The sequence below is a fragment of the Nocardioides pinisoli genome, from assembly GCF_024199985.1.
In the GTDB taxonomy this organism is placed as follows: Bacteria; Actinomycetota; Actinomycetes; order Propionibacteriales; family Nocardioidaceae; genus Nocardioides; species Nocardioides pinisoli.
Genome location: NZ_JANARS010000002.1, coordinates 473,023 through 488,573, shown reverse-complemented (window position 1 = coordinate 488,573; position 15,551 = coordinate 473,023). Strand labels below are relative to the sequence as shown.

General features: G+C 74.0%; 12 protein-coding genes. 4 read left to right on the top strand and 8 right to left on the bottom strand.

Annotated features, from left to right (window positions below; all coding sequences use genetic code 11):
- Nucleotides 1–15: 15 nt before the first annotated feature.
- The 3 genes from tpiA to gap are packed head-to-tail and all read right to left on the bottom strand — an operon-like array spanning nucleotide 16 to nucleotide 3,046.
- Nucleotides 16–786, bottom strand: coding sequence for a triose-phosphate isomerase (tpiA, locus tag NCI01_RS06420; protein ID WP_254180780.1), 771 nt, complete (start codon nucleotides 784–786; stop codon nucleotides 16–18).
- A 35-nt stretch (nucleotides 787–821) separates the two neighbouring features.
- Nucleotides 822–2,045, bottom strand: a complete 1,224-nt coding sequence (locus tag NCI01_RS06415) for a phosphoglycerate kinase (RefSeq protein WP_254180638.1) — start codon at nucleotides 2,043–2,045, stop codon at nucleotides 822–824.
- A gap of 5 nt (nucleotides 2,046–2,050) precedes the next feature.
- The gene (gap, locus tag NCI01_RS06410) at nucleotides 2,051–3,046 is read right to left on the bottom strand and encodes a type I glyceraldehyde-3-phosphate dehydrogenase (protein ID WP_254180637.1); all 996 of its coding nucleotides are present in this window, start codon (nucleotides 3,044–3,046) and stop codon (nucleotides 2,051–2,053) included.
- 244 nt (nucleotides 3,047–3,290) lie between these two features.
- On the opposite strand from gap, the gene NCI01_RS06405 reads away from it, so the two are divergent.
- From NCI01_RS06405 to NCI01_RS06390, 4 genes are read left to right on the top strand one after another with little or no spacing between them, the layout of a single operon-like run.
- Nucleotides 3,291–4,163, top strand: coding sequence for an ABC transporter ATP-binding protein (locus tag NCI01_RS06405; protein ID WP_254180636.1), 873 nt, complete (start codon nucleotides 3,291–3,293; stop codon nucleotides 4,161–4,163).
- Nucleotides 4,160–4,807, top strand: a complete 648-nt coding sequence (locus NCI01_RS06400) for an ABC transporter ATP-binding protein (RefSeq protein ID WP_254180635.1) — start codon at nucleotides 4,160–4,162, stop codon at nucleotides 4,805–4,807. Before NCI01_RS06405 ends, NCI01_RS06400 begins: the two co-directional genes overlap by 4 nt.
- Nucleotides 4,804–7,029 carry a hypothetical protein gene (locus NCI01_RS06395; protein WP_254180634.1) on the top strand — a complete coding sequence of 742 codons (2,226 nt, stop codon included), beginning with the start codon at nucleotides 4,804–4,806 and terminating at the stop codon, nucleotides 7,027–7,029. Before NCI01_RS06400 ends, NCI01_RS06395 begins: the two co-directional genes overlap by 4 nt.
- Nucleotides 7,026–10,067, top strand: coding sequence for an FtsX-like permease family protein (locus NCI01_RS06390; protein WP_254180633.1), 3,042 nt, complete (start codon nucleotides 7,026–7,028; stop codon nucleotides 10,065–10,067). The genes NCI01_RS06395 and NCI01_RS06390 overlap by 4 nt, the downstream gene beginning before the upstream one ends.
- A gap of 13 nt (nucleotides 10,068–10,080) precedes the next feature.
- Here NCI01_RS06390 and whiA read toward each other — a convergent pair whose 3' ends face one another.
- From whiA to NCI01_RS06365, 5 genes are all read right to left on the bottom strand, one after another.
- The gene (gene whiA / locus NCI01_RS06385; RefSeq protein WP_254180632.1) at nucleotides 10,081–11,067 is read right to left on the bottom strand and encodes a DNA-binding protein WhiA; all 987 of its coding nucleotides are present in this window, start codon (nucleotides 11,065–11,067) and stop codon (nucleotides 10,081–10,083) included.
- 69 nt (nucleotides 11,068–11,136) lie between these two features.
- Nucleotides 11,137–12,105: a gluconeogenesis factor YvcK family protein gene (locus tag NCI01_RS06380; protein WP_254180631.1), complete on the bottom strand. Its 969-nt coding sequence runs from the start codon at nucleotides 12,103–12,105 to the stop codon at nucleotides 11,137–11,139.
- Nucleotide 12,106: 1 nt separating this feature from the next.
- Nucleotides 12,107–12,976 (bottom strand): RNase adapter RapZ, encoded by an 870-nt coding sequence (gene rapZ, locus NCI01_RS06375; protein ID WP_254180630.1) that lies wholly within the window; start codon nucleotides 12,974–12,976, stop codon nucleotides 12,107–12,109.
- Nucleotides 12,977–14,968, bottom strand: coding sequence for an excinuclease ABC subunit UvrC (gene uvrC / locus NCI01_RS06370; protein WP_254180629.1), 1,992 nt, complete (start codon nucleotides 14,966–14,968; stop codon nucleotides 12,977–12,979).
- Nucleotides 14,969–15,035: 67 nt separating this feature from the next.
- Nucleotides 15,036–15,512, bottom strand: a complete 477-nt coding sequence (locus tag NCI01_RS06365) for a Rieske (2Fe-2S) protein (protein WP_254180628.1) — start codon at nucleotides 15,510–15,512, stop codon at nucleotides 15,036–15,038.
- Between the last annotated feature and the right edge of the window lie 39 nt (nucleotides 15,513–15,551).

Genomic DNA, 15,551 nt, shown 5'->3' with positions numbered 1-15,551 from the left:
GAACCGGAGAGCGCCTCACAGGACCGGCATGTCGTGGAATCGGCAGATGCCGCCGAACTCATCGACCTGCAGGCTGGCACCCCCGACGAGGCACCCGTCGACGTCGGCCTTCTCCATGATCCCGCCGACGTTGGCGGCCTTGACCGACCCGCCGTAGAGCACGCGTACGCCGTCGGCGGCACCGTCGCCGTGCACCTCACGGATGCGACCGCGGATCGCCGCGCAGACCTCCTGCGCGTCGTCGGGAGTCGCCACCTCGCCCGTCCCGATGGCCCAGACGGGCTCGTAGGCGACCACGAGGCCCGCGACCTGCTCGGCGGTGAAGCCGTCCAGCGAGCCGTCGAGCTGCGTGAGCGTGAAGGGCACATGCTCGCCGGCCTGGCGGACGTCGAGCCCCTCGCCCACGCAGACGATGGGCGTCATCCCGGCGCCGAGGGCCTTGTGGGCCTTGCCGTTGACGAGCTCGTCGGACTCGTTGTGGTACATCCGGCGCTCGCTGTGGCCGACCACGACGTAGGAGCAGCCCAGCTTGGACAGCATCGCCGCGGAGATCTCGCCGGTGTAGGCGCCGTTGTCGTGGACGGAGACGTCCTGCGCGCCGTAGCGGATCGACAGGCGGTCGCCGTCGACCAGCGTCTGCACCGAGCGGAGGTCGGTGAACGGCGGCACGACGACGACCTCGACCTTGCCGAAGTCGTGGCGCTTGTCGGACAGCGTCCAGGCGAGCTTCTGGACCAGCACCACCGCTTCCTGGTGGTTGAGGTTCATCTTCCAGTTGCCCGCCATCAGCGGCGTGCGGCTCGTCTTGCTCTCGGCCACGGTCAGCCCCTCTCGAGTACGGCGATGCCCGGGAGCTCCTTGCCCTCCAGGAACTCCAGCGACGCGCCACCGCCGGTGGAGATGTGCCCGAACGCGGCCTCGTCGAAGCCGAGCTGGCGCACGGCGGCGGCGGAGTCGCCGCCGCCGACGACGGACAGGCCCCCCGACGTCGTGACCTCGGTGAGCGCCTGCGCGACGGCACGCGTGCCCGCTGCGAAGGCGTCGGTCTCGAACACGCCCATCGGGCCGTTCCAGAAGACGGTCCGCGCGTCGGCCAGCGCCGCCGCGAAGGCGGCGGCCGACTCGGGCCCGATGTCGAGGCCGAGGGCGTCGGCCGGGATCTCCGAGGCGGGTACGACGGACGGCTGCGGCTCGCGGTCGTCCGACGGGAACGCCGTGTCGACCACGACGTCGGTCGGCAGCAGGATCTCGACGCCGCGGTCCGCGGCCTCGCTGAGGTAGCGGGTGCAAGTGTCGAGCTGATCGGCCTCGAGCAGGCTCTTGCCGACCTCGTGGCCCTGGGCCTTGAGGAAGGTGAACACCATGCCGCCGCCGATGAGCAGCTTGTCGGCCTTGTCGATGAGGTTGTCGATGACCCCGAGCTTGTCGGAGACCTTCGAGCCGCCCAGGACGACCACGTAGGGCCGCTCCGGCTCCTCGGTGAGGCGCCGCAGCACGTCGACCTCCGCCGCCACGAGCCCGCCCATGGCCGACGGTAGCCGCAGCGCGACGTCGTACACACTCGCCTGCTTGCGGTGCACGACCCCGAAGCCGTCGGAGACGAAGGCGTCGGCCAGCTGGGCGAGCTGGTCGGCGAACGCGCCGCGGACCTCGTCGTCCTTGCTGGTCTCACCGTCGTTGAAGCGGACGTTCTCCAGGAGGGCGACGTCACCGTCCTCCAGCCCGGCGACCGTCTCCGACGCGCTCGCGCCGACGGTGTCGGTCGCGAACGCGACCGGTCGCCCGAGCAGCTCGGATAGGCGACCGGCGACCGGCTCGAGGGAGTACTTCGGGTCGGGCTCGCCCTTTGGGCGGCCCAGGTGAGCGGTGACGACCACCCGGGCACCCGCCTCGGAGAGCTGCGTGATGGTCGGCACGCTCGCGCGGATCCGACCGTCGTCGGTGATGGTGGTGCCGTCGAGGGGCACGTTGAGGTCCGAGCGGACCAGGACGCGCTTGCCCCTCAGGTCACCGAGAGACTCGATGCCAGCAGTGGTCTCGGCCATCGGGGTCAGAGCGAGGTGCCGACGTGGGTGATCAGGTCGGCGAGGCGGTTGGAGTAGCCCCACTCGTTGTCGTACCAGCCGAGGACCTTGACCTGGTTGCCGATGACCTTGGTGAGCGGCGCGTCGAAGATGCAGGACGCCGGGTCGGTGACGATGTCGGTGGAGACCAGCGGGTCGGTCGAGTAGCGGAGGTAGCGACCGTCGGCGGCGGCCTTGACGATCTCGTTGACCTCGTCGACCGACGTCTCGCGGCTGGCCTCGAAGGTCAGGTCGGTGGCGGAGCCGGTGGGCACCGGGACGCGCATCGCGTAGCCGTCGAGCTTGCCCTTGAGCTCGGGCAGCACCAGGCCGATGGCCTTCGCCGCACCGGTCGAGGTCGGCACCATGTTGAGCGCGGCGGCGCGGGCGCGACGCGGGTCCTTGTGGATGTTGTCCTGGAGGTTCTGGTCGGCGGTGTAGGCGTGGATGGTCGTCATCAGGCCCTTGTTGATGCCGAGGCCGTCGTGCAGCGCCTTGGCCATCGGGGCCAGGCAGTTGGTGGTGCACGAGGCGTTGGAGATGACGGTGTGGGCCGAGGGGTCGTAGAGCTCGTGGTTGACGCCCATCACGATGGTGATGTCCTCGTTGGAGGCGGGCGCGGAGATGATGACCTTCTTGGCGCCCGCGTCGACGTGGGCCTTGGCCTTGGTCGCGTCGGTGAAGAAGCCGGTGGACTCGACGACCACGTCGGCACCGATCTCGCCCCACTTGAGGGCGGACGGGTCGCGCTCGGCGAACGCGGCGATGGTCTGGTCGCCGACCTTGATCGACGTGTCGTCGCTGGACACGTCGGCGTCGAGCCGGCCCAGGATCGAGTCGAACTTGAGCAGGTTGGCCAGCGACGCGTTGTCGGTCAGGTCGTTGACGCCGACGATCTCGATGTCGGCGCCCGAGGCGCGCACGGCGCGGAAGAAGTTGCGACCGATGCGGCCGAAGCCGTTGATGCCTACGCGGACAGTCATGATGCCTCCTTGGTGTGGGGGCCTTCGGTGACCCCCGTCGACAGCTGCGGCCTTTGGTGACCACCTCCGACCCTAGCGGGTGCGCCACGGCCCGCGACCCGAGGTCGCCCGCGGTACGGACCAGTAACTTTGGATCGATCCAAGAGCGTCGCCGCATCCACGTCCGCGGCGACCGGTGCATGATGTCCCAGCACTCCGGGTCGGCCGGGTGGCGATCCGACGAGACGGCTAGCAGGGGGTTTCGGTGCAGGACGGGGGTGGCATCGGCGTCCGGTGCTCAGGCGTGGTGCACCTCTACCGGACCTTCGAGGGGCACGACGTCGTCGCCCTGCAGGGCGTCGACCTCGAGATCGCCCCGGGCGAGCGGGTCGCGTTCCTCGGCCCGAGCGGCTCGGGCAAGTCCACCCTCCTCGCGCTGCTCGGCGGCATCCAGCGGCCCAGCGCAGGCCGGATCCTCCTCGGTGACGACGACATCTCGCGCATGGGCGAGCGCCACCTGGCGCGGCTCCGCGCCCGGCGGGTGGCGACGATGCTGCAGGGGGCGACGCGCAACCTCCTCCCCTACACGACGGCACGACGCAACATCGAGTTCGCCCGGGTCGGGATGACGGCCGAGGAGGCCGACCGCGCTCCGGGCGTCAACGACCTGCTCGACCGAATGGGGCTGACCGACCAGGCCGACCAGGTGGTGAGCACGATGTCGGGAGGCCAGCGGCAGCGCCTCGCGCTCGCGTGCGCCGTGGCCACCACACCCGGCCTGCTCCTCGCCGACGAGCCCACCAGCCAGCTCTCCCACGCCGACCGTGACGCCGTGGTCGGGCTGCTCCACGACCTCAACCGCGACTTCGGCACCACCGTCGTGGTCGTCACCCACCAGCCGGAGGTCGCGGCGACCTTCCCCCGCACGGTCACGATGAAGGGCGGCCGGGTCGGCTCGGAGGGTCACCACGGCGCCGAGTACGCCGTCATCGGCAGCGAGGGCGTCCTCCACCTGCCGTCCCACGTCACCACCCAGTGGCCGGCCGGGACGCTCGTCCGCGTCGAGGCCGAGCCACGACGGATCGTCATCACGCACCCGGCCGACGAGACCGGCATCCCGCGGGACGGCCTGCGATGAGCGCCGGGACGGGCGACCTGGTCCTCGACCACGTCAGCTACCAGCCCGGGCCGCTGCTGCTCGACGACGTGTCGGTCACGTTCCCCGCCGGACGCGTCACGGCGCTGTCGGGGCCGAGCGGGTCGGGCAAGACGACGATGCTCTCGATCGCCGGCGGCCTCGTCGCCCCCAGCACCGGCACCGCGACCTACGACGGTCGCCCCACGTGGCAGGGAGACGGCGACCCGCCCCCGGAGATCGCGTTCGTGCTCCAGGTCTACGGCCTGGTCCCGATCCTGTCGGCGCGCGAGAACGTCGCCATCGCCCTCCGGGCGCGCGGGACGTCGTGGACCGACGCCTCCGACCGCGCGGAGGCGGCGCTGGCCCGCTTCGACATCGCCGACCTCGGCGACCGACAGGTCGAGGAGCTGTCCGGCGGCCAGCTGCAGCGCGTGGCCTGCGCCCGGGGCCTGGTCGTGGGCGCCCCGGTGCTGCTCGCCGACGAGCCGACCAGCGAGCTCGACCAGGGCAACGTCTCCGTCGTCCTCGACGCACTGCGCGCAGAGGCCGAGCGCGGCTGCGTCGTCGTGATCGCGACGCACGACCCGGCCATCGTGGAGCTGGCCGACCACCACGTGGCGATCGACGAGGGCCGACTCGCATGACCTCGCGGCTCGTGGCCGGGTGGTGGGCCCGGCGGGGCACCCACCTGCCCCTGGCCGCTGCGATCGCCCTGGTCACCGCGGCGACCGTGCTCGCCGACGGGGGCGGGAGGCCTGCGCTGCTCGCCCCGCTGGTCCTCCTGGCGGCCGGGGTGCTGCCCGGCGCCGGCCTGGCCCTCGGCGCGGCCCGCCGGCAGGAGGCCGCGCTGCTGCGACTGCACGGCCGGAGGGGCGTCGGCTGGGTGACCGCCCTCGTCGCCGAGCCGCTCCTGAGCGCCGTCCTCGGCGGCCTGGCCGGCACGGCGGTGCCGCTGGCCCTCGGCGCCGGGTCCGCCTCCGCGGGGTTGACGGCCGCCGTGTGGCTTGCCGCCACGGTCACCGTGGTGACGGCCATGGTGGTCGCGGTGCGCGGGCCGCTCACCGACCTCCTCCGTCCCGGCGCCGCGGAGCGGGCCCGCAACGCCGGCACGCTCGCGGCGCTGGTGCCGGTAGTCGTCGCGGTGGCGGCTGTCGTCGCGCTCCTGCGCCGCTCCTCGACCGCGCCGGACGTGTGGGCCTTCACCGCGCCGGCCGTGGTGGGTCTCGCCGCGGGGCTGCTGACCACAGCGGCGGTGCGGCTGCTCGCCCGCCGGCTCGCGCAGCGCCCCGGGCTCGGTCCCTCGCTCGCCGGCCACCGGCTCGCGCTCCCGCGCGCCTCGGCCGGCCTGCCGGTGCTGGTCGGGTCCGCCGTGCTCCTCGGCTGCGCCGTCAACACCGCGCTGGCGGTCGACGACTGGGCCCGCGACACCGCCGTGGTCACGTCGCCGACACCGCTCGTGGTGACGTACGACGGCTCGGCCGAGGCGCTGGTCGAGGCGACCCGCGAGGCCGATCCGGAGGGCCGCTGGCTGATGGCGGCGATCCGGGTCTTCGAGGACGACCGACCGGTGTCGCGTCGGGTCTACCTCGACACCGAGCGCTACGAGCAGGTGGTGGGCGACGACCTCGACGGGACCGTCGCCGCCCGCGGCTCCGCGCTGGTCGGCGACCTGGGCACCGAGGCCGCCGCGACGGAGCCCGAGCCCACCAGCAGCGGACGGCGCCTGACCGCGCGCCTGACGCTCGGCGGCCCCCGTCCCCGTGCCCTGCGCCTCGACGTGCTGACCGTCAGTCCGTCCGGGGTGGGTCGCCAGACCGTCTTCGCCCGCCCGGAGCCGGGCCGGGCGACCACCGTGTCCGCCGACCTCGTCCGCTGCGAGACCGGCTGCCGGGTGACCGGCCTCGAGGTCGCGATCGGCTTCCCGTGCGGCGCCGACAGGTGGGCCCAGCCCCGCTGCCAGCGTCCCCCGCTGACGTTCAGCGAGCTCGACCTCGGCGGTCTCGACCTGCTGGCCCGCCCGTGGACGCTCGACGAGCCCGACGACCGGCCCCCGGGTGAGGTCACCGCCGCCCCGGAGCGCCTCCGCGTCCGGCCGAGCAGCGCCGGCACCAGCTACCTCGTCACCGACCGGTCGCCCTGGTCGGTACCGGTCCTCGCGACGGACACCGTCGTGTGGCCCGACGGGCCGGAGGCCCCGACGACGGCCGGCATGGCGCGGCCGGCCCGCGTCCTGGCGACCGCCGACGCGCTGCCCGTCGTGGGCGCCGCGGGCTCGGTGCTCGACCTGGCCACCTCCTCCGTCATGGGCACCGGCACGGTGGCGCGCGCCGAGCTCCTGGTGCTCGCCCACGGCGGCACCCCGGCCGACGTGCTGGCCCGGGTCGGCACGCCCCGACCGGGTTCCGAGCTGTCGCGGGAGGTCGTCCGTGCCGCCGACGACGGCGTGGCGGACAGGTTCGCACTGCTGGCCGCCGGGGGCGCGCTGCTGGGCCTGCTCGCCATCGTCCTGCCGGCCGCGAGGACGCGACGCGAGCGCACCCACGAGCGGGCGGTCCTCCGTCTGGTGGGCGTCCGCCGCGCCGACCAACGCGCCGCCGACCGCCACGGGCTGGTCGTGGTGGCCCTGGCGTCCGGGCTGGCGACCGTCGCGGCGACGCTGCTGGTCGTCGTGTCCCTCTCCGACGCCCTTCCCGTGCTGGCGGCCGGGCCGGGGCAGCTCCCCCTCGACACCGGCCCCCGCCCGCTCGCGATCCTCCTGGCGGGAGCGGTCGCGACGGCGCTCGCCGGCGTCACCACCTGGTGGACCGACCGCGTCCCCGAGCGGGCGAGCCTGCCCGCCCGGCTGCGCGAGGAGGTCACGACGTGATCCGTGTGGCGCTCGACGGACTGCGGTCCCGCGCCCTGCTGTCGGTCGGCACCCTCCTCCTGCTGGTCGTGGCGCTGGGCTCCGCCGTGCTCGGCCCGTCCTTCGCCGCGGCCGTCGGCAACGCGTACGCCGTCACCCGCCTCGCCGAGGAGCGCAACGTGCTGACGGGGCGCACGTGGGAGGTCCGGCCGAGCGGCTCCACCGACGACCCCGCCGCGCTGCTCGACGACACGCTCGCGCAGCTCGTCCTGCCCGAGGACCAGCACGCCCCGACGGCCCAGCTCGAGACCTCACGCGTGCTCGTCTCGCGCTTCCTCGGCGAGGTGATGCTGCTGGCGAAGCCGGACGCCTGCACCCACCTCGACCTGGAGGGACGCTGCCCCTCCGCGCCGGGTGAGGTGGCGGTGCTCGCCGGCGACGCGGAGGAGGACGGCCACGAGCTCGGCGACCGCATCGACCTGGGCGGACGGTTCGGCACGCTGACCCTCGTCGGCACGTATGCCTACCCGTCGGGTCCGACGGTCGCCGCCGACAGGCGGGAGGCGCTCGAGGACTTCTGGTTCGAGCCGGGCCGGCTGGCGTCGGTCCCGGCGACGGTGCGCACGGGCACGGAGGTCCCCCGCCAGCCGGCGCCGTACCTCGTCGCCCCCGAGCAGCTCGCCGGGCTCCCCCCGAGCCTGCTCGTCGTACGGGTGGACAGCCGCATCGACGTGCCGGCGGACCTCGACGCCGCCGAGCTGCCGGCGCTGGCCCGGCGCGCCGCCGCGGACCCGGCCCCCCAGCAGCTCGAGGTCGGCACCGCCGCCGAGATCTCCAACAACGACCTCGACGGCATCGTCGCCGACGTCGACCGCGAGCGCCGGGCGGCGCTCCTCGCCGTGGCGCCGGCCGTGGTCTCCCTCGTCCTCGTCGCCCTGGCCCTCCTCAGCCGCCTCACCTCGGCGGCCGGCGAGCTGCGCGTCCCCGACCTCGCCCTGGCCTCGCTCCGGGGCGCCGACCGACGCCGGACCTGGCTGCTCGCGCTGAGCGAGCCGCTCCTCCTCGTCGTCCTGGCGGTGCCGGTCGGCATCGCGGGCGGGGCGGCACTCACCTGGGCCCTGGTGCGCTCCTGGTTGCCGGCCGGCGTGCCGGTGCCGCTGCCGCCCTACGTCGTGGTCGCCTGCGCCGCGGTCGTCGCCTGCGCGGTCGCGGTCTGCGTCGTCTCGACGCGCGCGGTGCTCGCCCGCAGCCTCGCCGACCAGCTGAGCGGCCAGGCCCGCCCCCGCCCGGCGGGTCGTCTCGCGGTGCTGGGGTCGGTGGCGCTCGTGGCACTGACCGTCGTCCTCGTCGTGGCCGCCCTCACCCGCCCCTCGGGCGGTGCCACCGACGCGGCGGACCTCGCGCTGCCGCTGCTGATCGCGGCCGTGCTGGGCCTCGGTGCGGCCGGTGGGGCGCGCGCGGCCGCACGAGCGCTCGCCCGGCGCCCGGCACGCGGCGTCGCCGGCTTCCTGGCGGTCCGGGCGGTCGCGCGGCGCGCGGTCGGCACGTTGGTCGTGCTCCCCCTGACCATCGCCATCGCCGTCGTCACCTTCGGCGCCGGCACCTTCGACGCGGCCGCCGCGTGGCGGGGCAGCGTCGCCGCCACGCAGGCCCCGGCCAGCACGGTCTGGTCGAGCGAGCTGCCGATGCGCGAGGCCGTGGCGCTCACCCGCCGCCTCGACCCCGACGGCCGCTGGCTCATGGCCACCGGCACCTGGAACGCCCAGGACGGCGTGTACGTCGTCGCCGACGCGCCCCGGCTGCCCACCGCCTCGCTGTGGGACCCGTCGTGGACGCCCGGTCGCAGCGTCGACGACGTGGTCGGCCTCATCACCCGTCCGTCCCCGCCCGCGCTCACCGGCACCCGCCTGCGCCTCGACCTCACCGTGCCCCGGGACGCCGGCGAGGTCACGGTCGAGATGCGGCTGCGCACCTCCGGCGGGAACGACTTCAACGCCTACGTGGGACCCTTCGCGGCCGGCACGTCCACCGCCACCGAACGCGTCCCCTGCGACAAGGGCTGCACCGTCGAGGGCCTCGCCCTCGCCGGACCGGCCGGCCTGCCCACGGAGCTCGCCGGGGACTACGCCGTCGGCCCACTGGCGGTCGACGACCGCCCGGCGTCCGAGGTCCTCACCGAGGGCGACTGGCAGCTCGTCGACGCGGGCATCACCCAGGCCGCGCAGGAGGTCGACGTCACCGCGACGGGACTCGTCGTCACCGCCGAGGGCAGCGGCAAGGCCGGCCTCACGTCCGGAACCGGCGGGCTGCGCCCCGTGGTGGCCGGGCGCGAGGCCGTCGACCGGCTCGGTCGCGTCGCCGCCGGTGCCGCGACCTCCACGGTCGGTGGTCCCCCGCCGTCGGAGGCCGCGCTCGTCGCGGAGAGCGTCCCCTTCCTGGGCCCCGAGGGCGTGCTGATCGACTACGCCGTCCTCACGACCAACCGGACGGTCTACGAGGAGGAGTTCGAGGTCCGGGTCCTGGCCGCGGCGGACACCCCCGAACGGATCTCGACCGAGCTCGCGCGCCGGGGGCTGGCGGTCGAGCGCCTGCACGCCCAGGAGCGCGAGCGGCTCGATGGCACGGCGTACGCCCTCGCCCTCCGCCTCTACCTCGTCGCCGCGGTCCTCGTGCTGCTGATGGCGGTGGCCGGGCTCGTGGTCACCACGGCGATCCAGCTGCCGGGGCGCCGGATGGACGCCGCGGCGCTCAGCGTCGTCGGCGTACGACGCCGCTCCGTTCTGCTGGCGGTCGGCGTGGAGCAGGTCGTGGTGCTCGGCGCCGCGGCCGTCGCGGGCCTGCTGGCCGGGGCGGCCGCCCAGCTCATCGTGCTGGGCCGCATCACCCTCGGGCAGGTCGAGGAGGCGTCGTGGCCGCGGGTCGTCGCTCGGGTCGACCCCGCGCTCCTGAGCGCGACCGCGCTGGTCGTGGCCGTCCTGCTCGGCACCGTGGCGCTGCTGAGCGCCTGGGCGACCGTACGACGTGCCCGCGGCGCCTCGCTCCGCGAGAAGGCGCGCTAGCGACCCCGTCGCCTCAGGCGTCCTCGGCCAGCATCTCCGGGGTCAGCGACGACTCGGTGTCGGGGATGCCCAGCTCCTCGGCGCGCTTGTCGGCCATCGCCAGCAGACGGCGGATCCGGCCGGCGATGGCGTCCTTGGTGAGGACCGGCTCGTGCAGCTGGCCCAGCTCCTCGAGCGAGGCCTGCTTGTGCTCCAGGCGCAGGTGTCCGGCCTGGCGCAGGTGGTCGGGGATCTCCTCGCCGAGGATCTCCAGGGCCCGCTCGACGCGCGCGCCGGCGGCCACGGCGGCGCGCGCCGAGCGGCGGAGGTTGGCGTCGTCGAAGTTGGCGAGCCGGTTGGCGGTGGCGCGCACCTCGCGGCGCATCCGGCGCTCCTCCCACGCCATCAGCGACTCGTGGGCGCCGAGCCGGGTGAGCAGCGCGCCGATCGCGTCGCCGTCACGGATCACCACGCGGTCCACGCCACGCACCTCGCGCGCCTTGGCGGAGATGCCGAGGCGACGGGCGACGCCGACGATGGCGAGCGCGGCCTCGGGGCCGGGGCAGGTGATCTCCAGCGAAGACGAGCGGCCGGGCTCGGTGAGCGAGCCGTGGGCGAGGAAGGCACCGCGCCACGCGGCCACGGCGTCGCACCCGCCGCCGCTGACCACCGCCGGCGGAAGCCCCCGCACGGGGCGGCCGCGCTGGTCGAGCAGGCCGGTCTGGCGTGCGAGCGCCTCGCCGTCCTTGGTGACGCGCACGATGTAGCGGCTGCCCTTGCGGATCCCGTTGCCCTGGACCATCACCACGTCGGACGGGTGGCCGTAGACCTCGGCGATGTCCGTACGCAGCCGGCGCGCCGCGGCGCCGGTGTCGAGCTCGGCCTCGACGACGATGCGGCCGCTGACGATGTGCAGGCCGCCGGCGAAGCGGAGCATGGACGCCACCTCGGCCTTGCGGCAGCAGGTCTTGGTGATCTGGGTGGAGGCGAGCTCTGCCTTCACCTGTGCCGTCATAGCCATGGGGCGCATCCTGCCACGTAGGTCAACGACCCTCGACGGCTTCGGTCGGGCCTCACCCGTGGGCGTGACTCAGGCCTCGTCCACGACCTGCCGGAACGCCTCCGCCAAGCGGTCCGGATCGTGGCGCGGCTCACCCGGGACCGCGATGTCGGCGACCACCAGACGGGCCCCGCGAGCGGCGACCTCACGCTCGAGCCGCTCGTGGTCGTCGGCCAGCGCGGACGCGTCCACGAGCACCGCGTGGACGGTGAGGTCGGGGGCGTGCTCGAAGAGCGCTGCCAGGTGGTCGACGGGGCCGAAGCCGGTCGTCTCCCCCGCTTGCGCCTCGAGGTTGAGCACGACGACGAGCCGGCCCGCGGTCTCGGCCAGCGCCCGGCGCAGGCCGGGCACCATCAGGTGCGGGATCACCGAGCTGAACCACGACCCCGGGCCGAGCACGACCCACTCGGCGGCGAGGATGGCGTCGACCGCCTCGGCGCAGGCCTGCGGGTCCTCCGGGACGAGGGCGACCGACTCGATGCGCCCGGCGGTCGTGGCCACCTCGACCTGACCGCGTACGACGGTGACGGCCGCGGGGTCGTCCTCCTCGACGCCGCGCACCCGCGCGGTGATGTCCATCGGCGTGGTCGCCATCGGCAGCACGCGACCGTGGGCGCCCAGCAGCCGCCCGACCCAGTCGAGGGCCCGCACCGGCTCCCCCATGAGCTCCCAGAGCCCGACGATCAGCAGGTTTCCGACGACGTGGCCGTTCATCTCCCCCTGGCCGGCGAACCGGTGCTGCAGGACGTCGGCCCAGGTGCGGCCCCACTCGTCGTCGCCGCACAGCGCGGCGAGGGCCATCCGCAGGTCGCCGGGCGGCAGCACGCCGAACTCCCCGCGCAGCCGCCCCGAGGAGCCGCCGTTGTCGGCGACGGTCACGACCGCCGTCAGGTCGTCGATGGTGAGGTCGTCGTGGAGCCGCCGCAGCGCCGACAGGGTCGCGAACAGGCCGTGCCCGCCGCCCAGGGCCACCGCGGCCTGCGCGGTGTCGCGGGCCACGTCACTCCCTGCCGAGGTCGCGGTGGGCGGTGCTGACGTCGTAGCCGGCGTCGCGGAGCAGACCCGCGATCGCCTCGGTCATCGCGACGCTGCGGTGCTTGCCGCCGGTGCAGCCGACGGCGACCTGCATGAACCGCTTGCCCTCGGTGAGGTAGCCCTCGGCGACGGTCCTGAGGACGGGGAGGTACTGCTCGAGGAACCGCCCGGCACCGGGCTGGGAGAGCACGTACGCCGACACGTCGGGGTCGCGGCCGTTCTGCGGGCGCAGCTCGGGGACCCAGTGGGGGTTGGGCAGGAAGCGCATGTCGGCCACCCAGTCGGCGTCGACCGGGATGCCGTACTTGAAGCCGAAGCTGATGACGGTGACCTTGAGCCGCGTCGAGGCGGCGGTGCCGAACAGCTCGGCGATGCGGTCCTGCAGCTGGTGGACGTTGAAGTTGGTGGTGTCGAGCAGCACGTCGGCGTCGCCGCGGATGTCGGCCATCACGCCGCGCTCGCGCTGGAGGCCGTGGAGGAGCCGGCCGCCGCCCTGGAGCGGGTGCGGCCGGCGCGCGGCCTCCTGGCGCCGCACCAGCACGTCGTCGGTCGCCTCGAGGAACAGCAGGGTCGTCGGCCGGCCGGTCACCTGCTGGTGGCGGTTGGCCTGCAGCGAGTCGAAGAACGAGCCGGACCTGACGTCGACCACGACGGCGATCGGCTGGTCGATCCCGCGGCTGTCGTCGACGAGCCGGACGACGTCGCGGACAAGGGTGGGCGGGAGGTTGTCGACGACGAAGTAGCCGAGGTCCTCCAGCTCCTTGGCCGCCGTACTGCGCCCGGCGCCGGTCATGCCGGTGACGATGACGAGCTCGCCGGGGGTCGGCTCGGGCATTCAGTCCTCCAGGATCTCGCCGGTGGCGGTGTTGATCGTCGGCTCCTTGGGAGCAGTCTTGCGGGTCGCGTCGGCGTGCGCGACGGCGTCCTTGATGGCCGACGCGGTGCGCGGCCCGATGCCGGGGACGAGCGCGATCTGGTCGACGTCGGCCTCGCGGAGCTTCTTGAGGGACCCGAAGTGCTTGAGCAGCGTCTTGCGCCGCACCTCGCCCAGGCCGGGGACGTCGTCGAGCGCGCTCTCGACCATCGACTTGGACCGCCGGCCGCGGTGGTGGTTGATGGCGAAGCGGTGGGCCTCGTCGCGGATGCGCTGGAGGAGGTAGAGGCCCTCGCTGGTGCGGGCCATGATCACCGGGTCCTCCTCCCCCGGCAGCCACACCTCCTCGAGCCGCTTGGCCAGCCCGCACACCGGTACGTCGTCGACGCCGAGCTCGGCGAGCGCCTGCTGGGCCGCTGCCACCTGGGGCGGCCCGCCGTCGACGACGACCAGCGACGGGGCGTAGGCGAACTTGCGGGGGCGTCCCGTCTCTGGATCGACGAGCATCGGCCCGGAGTCGGTCGAGACCGTCTCGCTCCTGGCCTGCTCGTCGAGGAGCCGCTTGAAGCGCCGGGTGATCACCTCGTGCATCGAGGCGACGTCGTTCTGGCCGTCGACGCCGCGGATGACGAAGCGCCGGTACTCGGACTTGCGGGCCAGGCCGTCCTCGAAGACGACCATGGAGGCGACGACCTCGGTGCCCTGCAGGTTGGAGACGTCGTAGCACTCGATGCGCAGCGGCACCTCGTCGAGGTCCAGCGACTTCTGGATCTCCTCCAGGGCGCGGTTGCGGGTCGTGAGGTCGCTGGCCCGCTTGGTCTTGTGCAGCGCCAGCGCCTGGGCGGCGTTGGTCGCGACGGTCTGCTGCAGGTCGCGCTTGTCACCGCGCTGCGGGACCCGGATGGCGACCTTGCTGCCGCGTCGTTCGGTGAGCAGCTGCTCGAGCACCTCCCGGTCGGGCGGCAGGGCCGGCACCAGCACCTCGCGCGGGATGCTGTCGCCCCCCTCGTCCGCGCCGACGCCGCCGTAGAGCTGGAGCAGGAACTCCTGGACCAGACCGGCGGTGTCGCTGTCGTCTGAGCGGTCGGCGACCCAGCCCCGCTGGCCGCGGATGCGCCCGCCGCGGACGTAGAAGATCTGGACAGCGACCTCGAGCGGGTCCTCGGCCAGGGCGATGACGTCGGCGTCGGTGCCGTCGCCGAGCACCACCGCCTGCTTCTCCAGTGCCTTGGTGAGCGCGCCGAGGTCGTCACGGAGCCGGGCGGCCTTCTCGAAGTCGAGCGCCTCGGAGGCGGCGTACATCTCCCGCTCGATGCGCCGGGTGAAGGCGGTGGTGTTGCCGGCCATGAAGTCGCAGAAGTCGTCGACGATCGCGCGGTGCTCCTCGGGCGTCACGTTGCCGACGCAGGGGGCCGCGCACTTGTCGATGTAGCCGAGCAGGCAGGGCCGGCCGATCTGCGCCGAGCGCTTGAAGACGCCGTTGCTGCACGAGCGCATCGGGAAGACGCGCAGCAGCTGGTCGACGGTCTCGCGGATGGCCCAGGCGTGGCTGTAGGGCCCGAAGTAGCGGGTGCCCTTGCGTTTGGCACCGCGGCCGACCATCACCCGGGGGAACTCGTCGCCGACCGTGACCGCCAGCCACGGGTAGGACTTGTCGTCGCGGTACTTCACGTTGAAGCGCGGGTCGAACTCCTTGATCCAGCTGTACTCCAGCTGGAGTGCCTCGACCTCGGTGTCGACGACGGTCCACTCCACGCTCGCGCCGGTGGTGACCATGCTGGCCGTGCGGGGGTGGAGGTTGCCGATGTCCTGGAAGTAGGACGAGAGCCGCGGCCGCAGGCTCTTGGCCTTGCCGACGTAGATGACGCGGCCCTTGGCGTCGCGGAAGCGGTAGACCCCCGGCTTGGTCGGGATCGACCCCGGCGCAGGGCGATAGGAGCTCGGGCTGGCCACCCGCCAACCCTACGGGCGGCCCCCGACACCGAAGACCGCCTGGTCACGCATCAGGTGCGTGCGAACGTCAGGCCTCGGTGATCGAGTCGCCGTCGACGGTGATCTCGACCGCGGCCAGGGCAGCCGTCGCCGGCCCGTTGACCGGCGAGCCGTCCTCGAGGGAGAAGCGGCTGCCGTGGCACGGGCACGGGATGTCGCCCTCGCTGCTCGACTCCACGAGGCAACCCTGGTGGGTGCAGACGGCCGAGAACGCCTTGAAGTCGCCCTCGGTCGGCTGGGTCACCACCACCTTGGCGTCGGCGTTGACGAAGCAGCCCCCGACCGGGACGGCCGAGGCGCTCGCCAGCGCCGCGCCGGCGCCGGGGGTCTGCGTGCCGTCGGAGCTGGGCTCCGAGGGTGACGCGTCGCTCGGCGACGGGCTGCTGGACTCCGTGGGGTCGGTGGCCGTCGAGCCGTCGTCGGACCCGCAGGCGGCGAGGACGGGGACACCGACGGCGATCGCCGCCGATCCGGTGAGGGCGCGACGTCTGTTGATGGCGGTCATGGGGCGACCCTAGCCAGCGGACCTGTGAGGAACCTGATG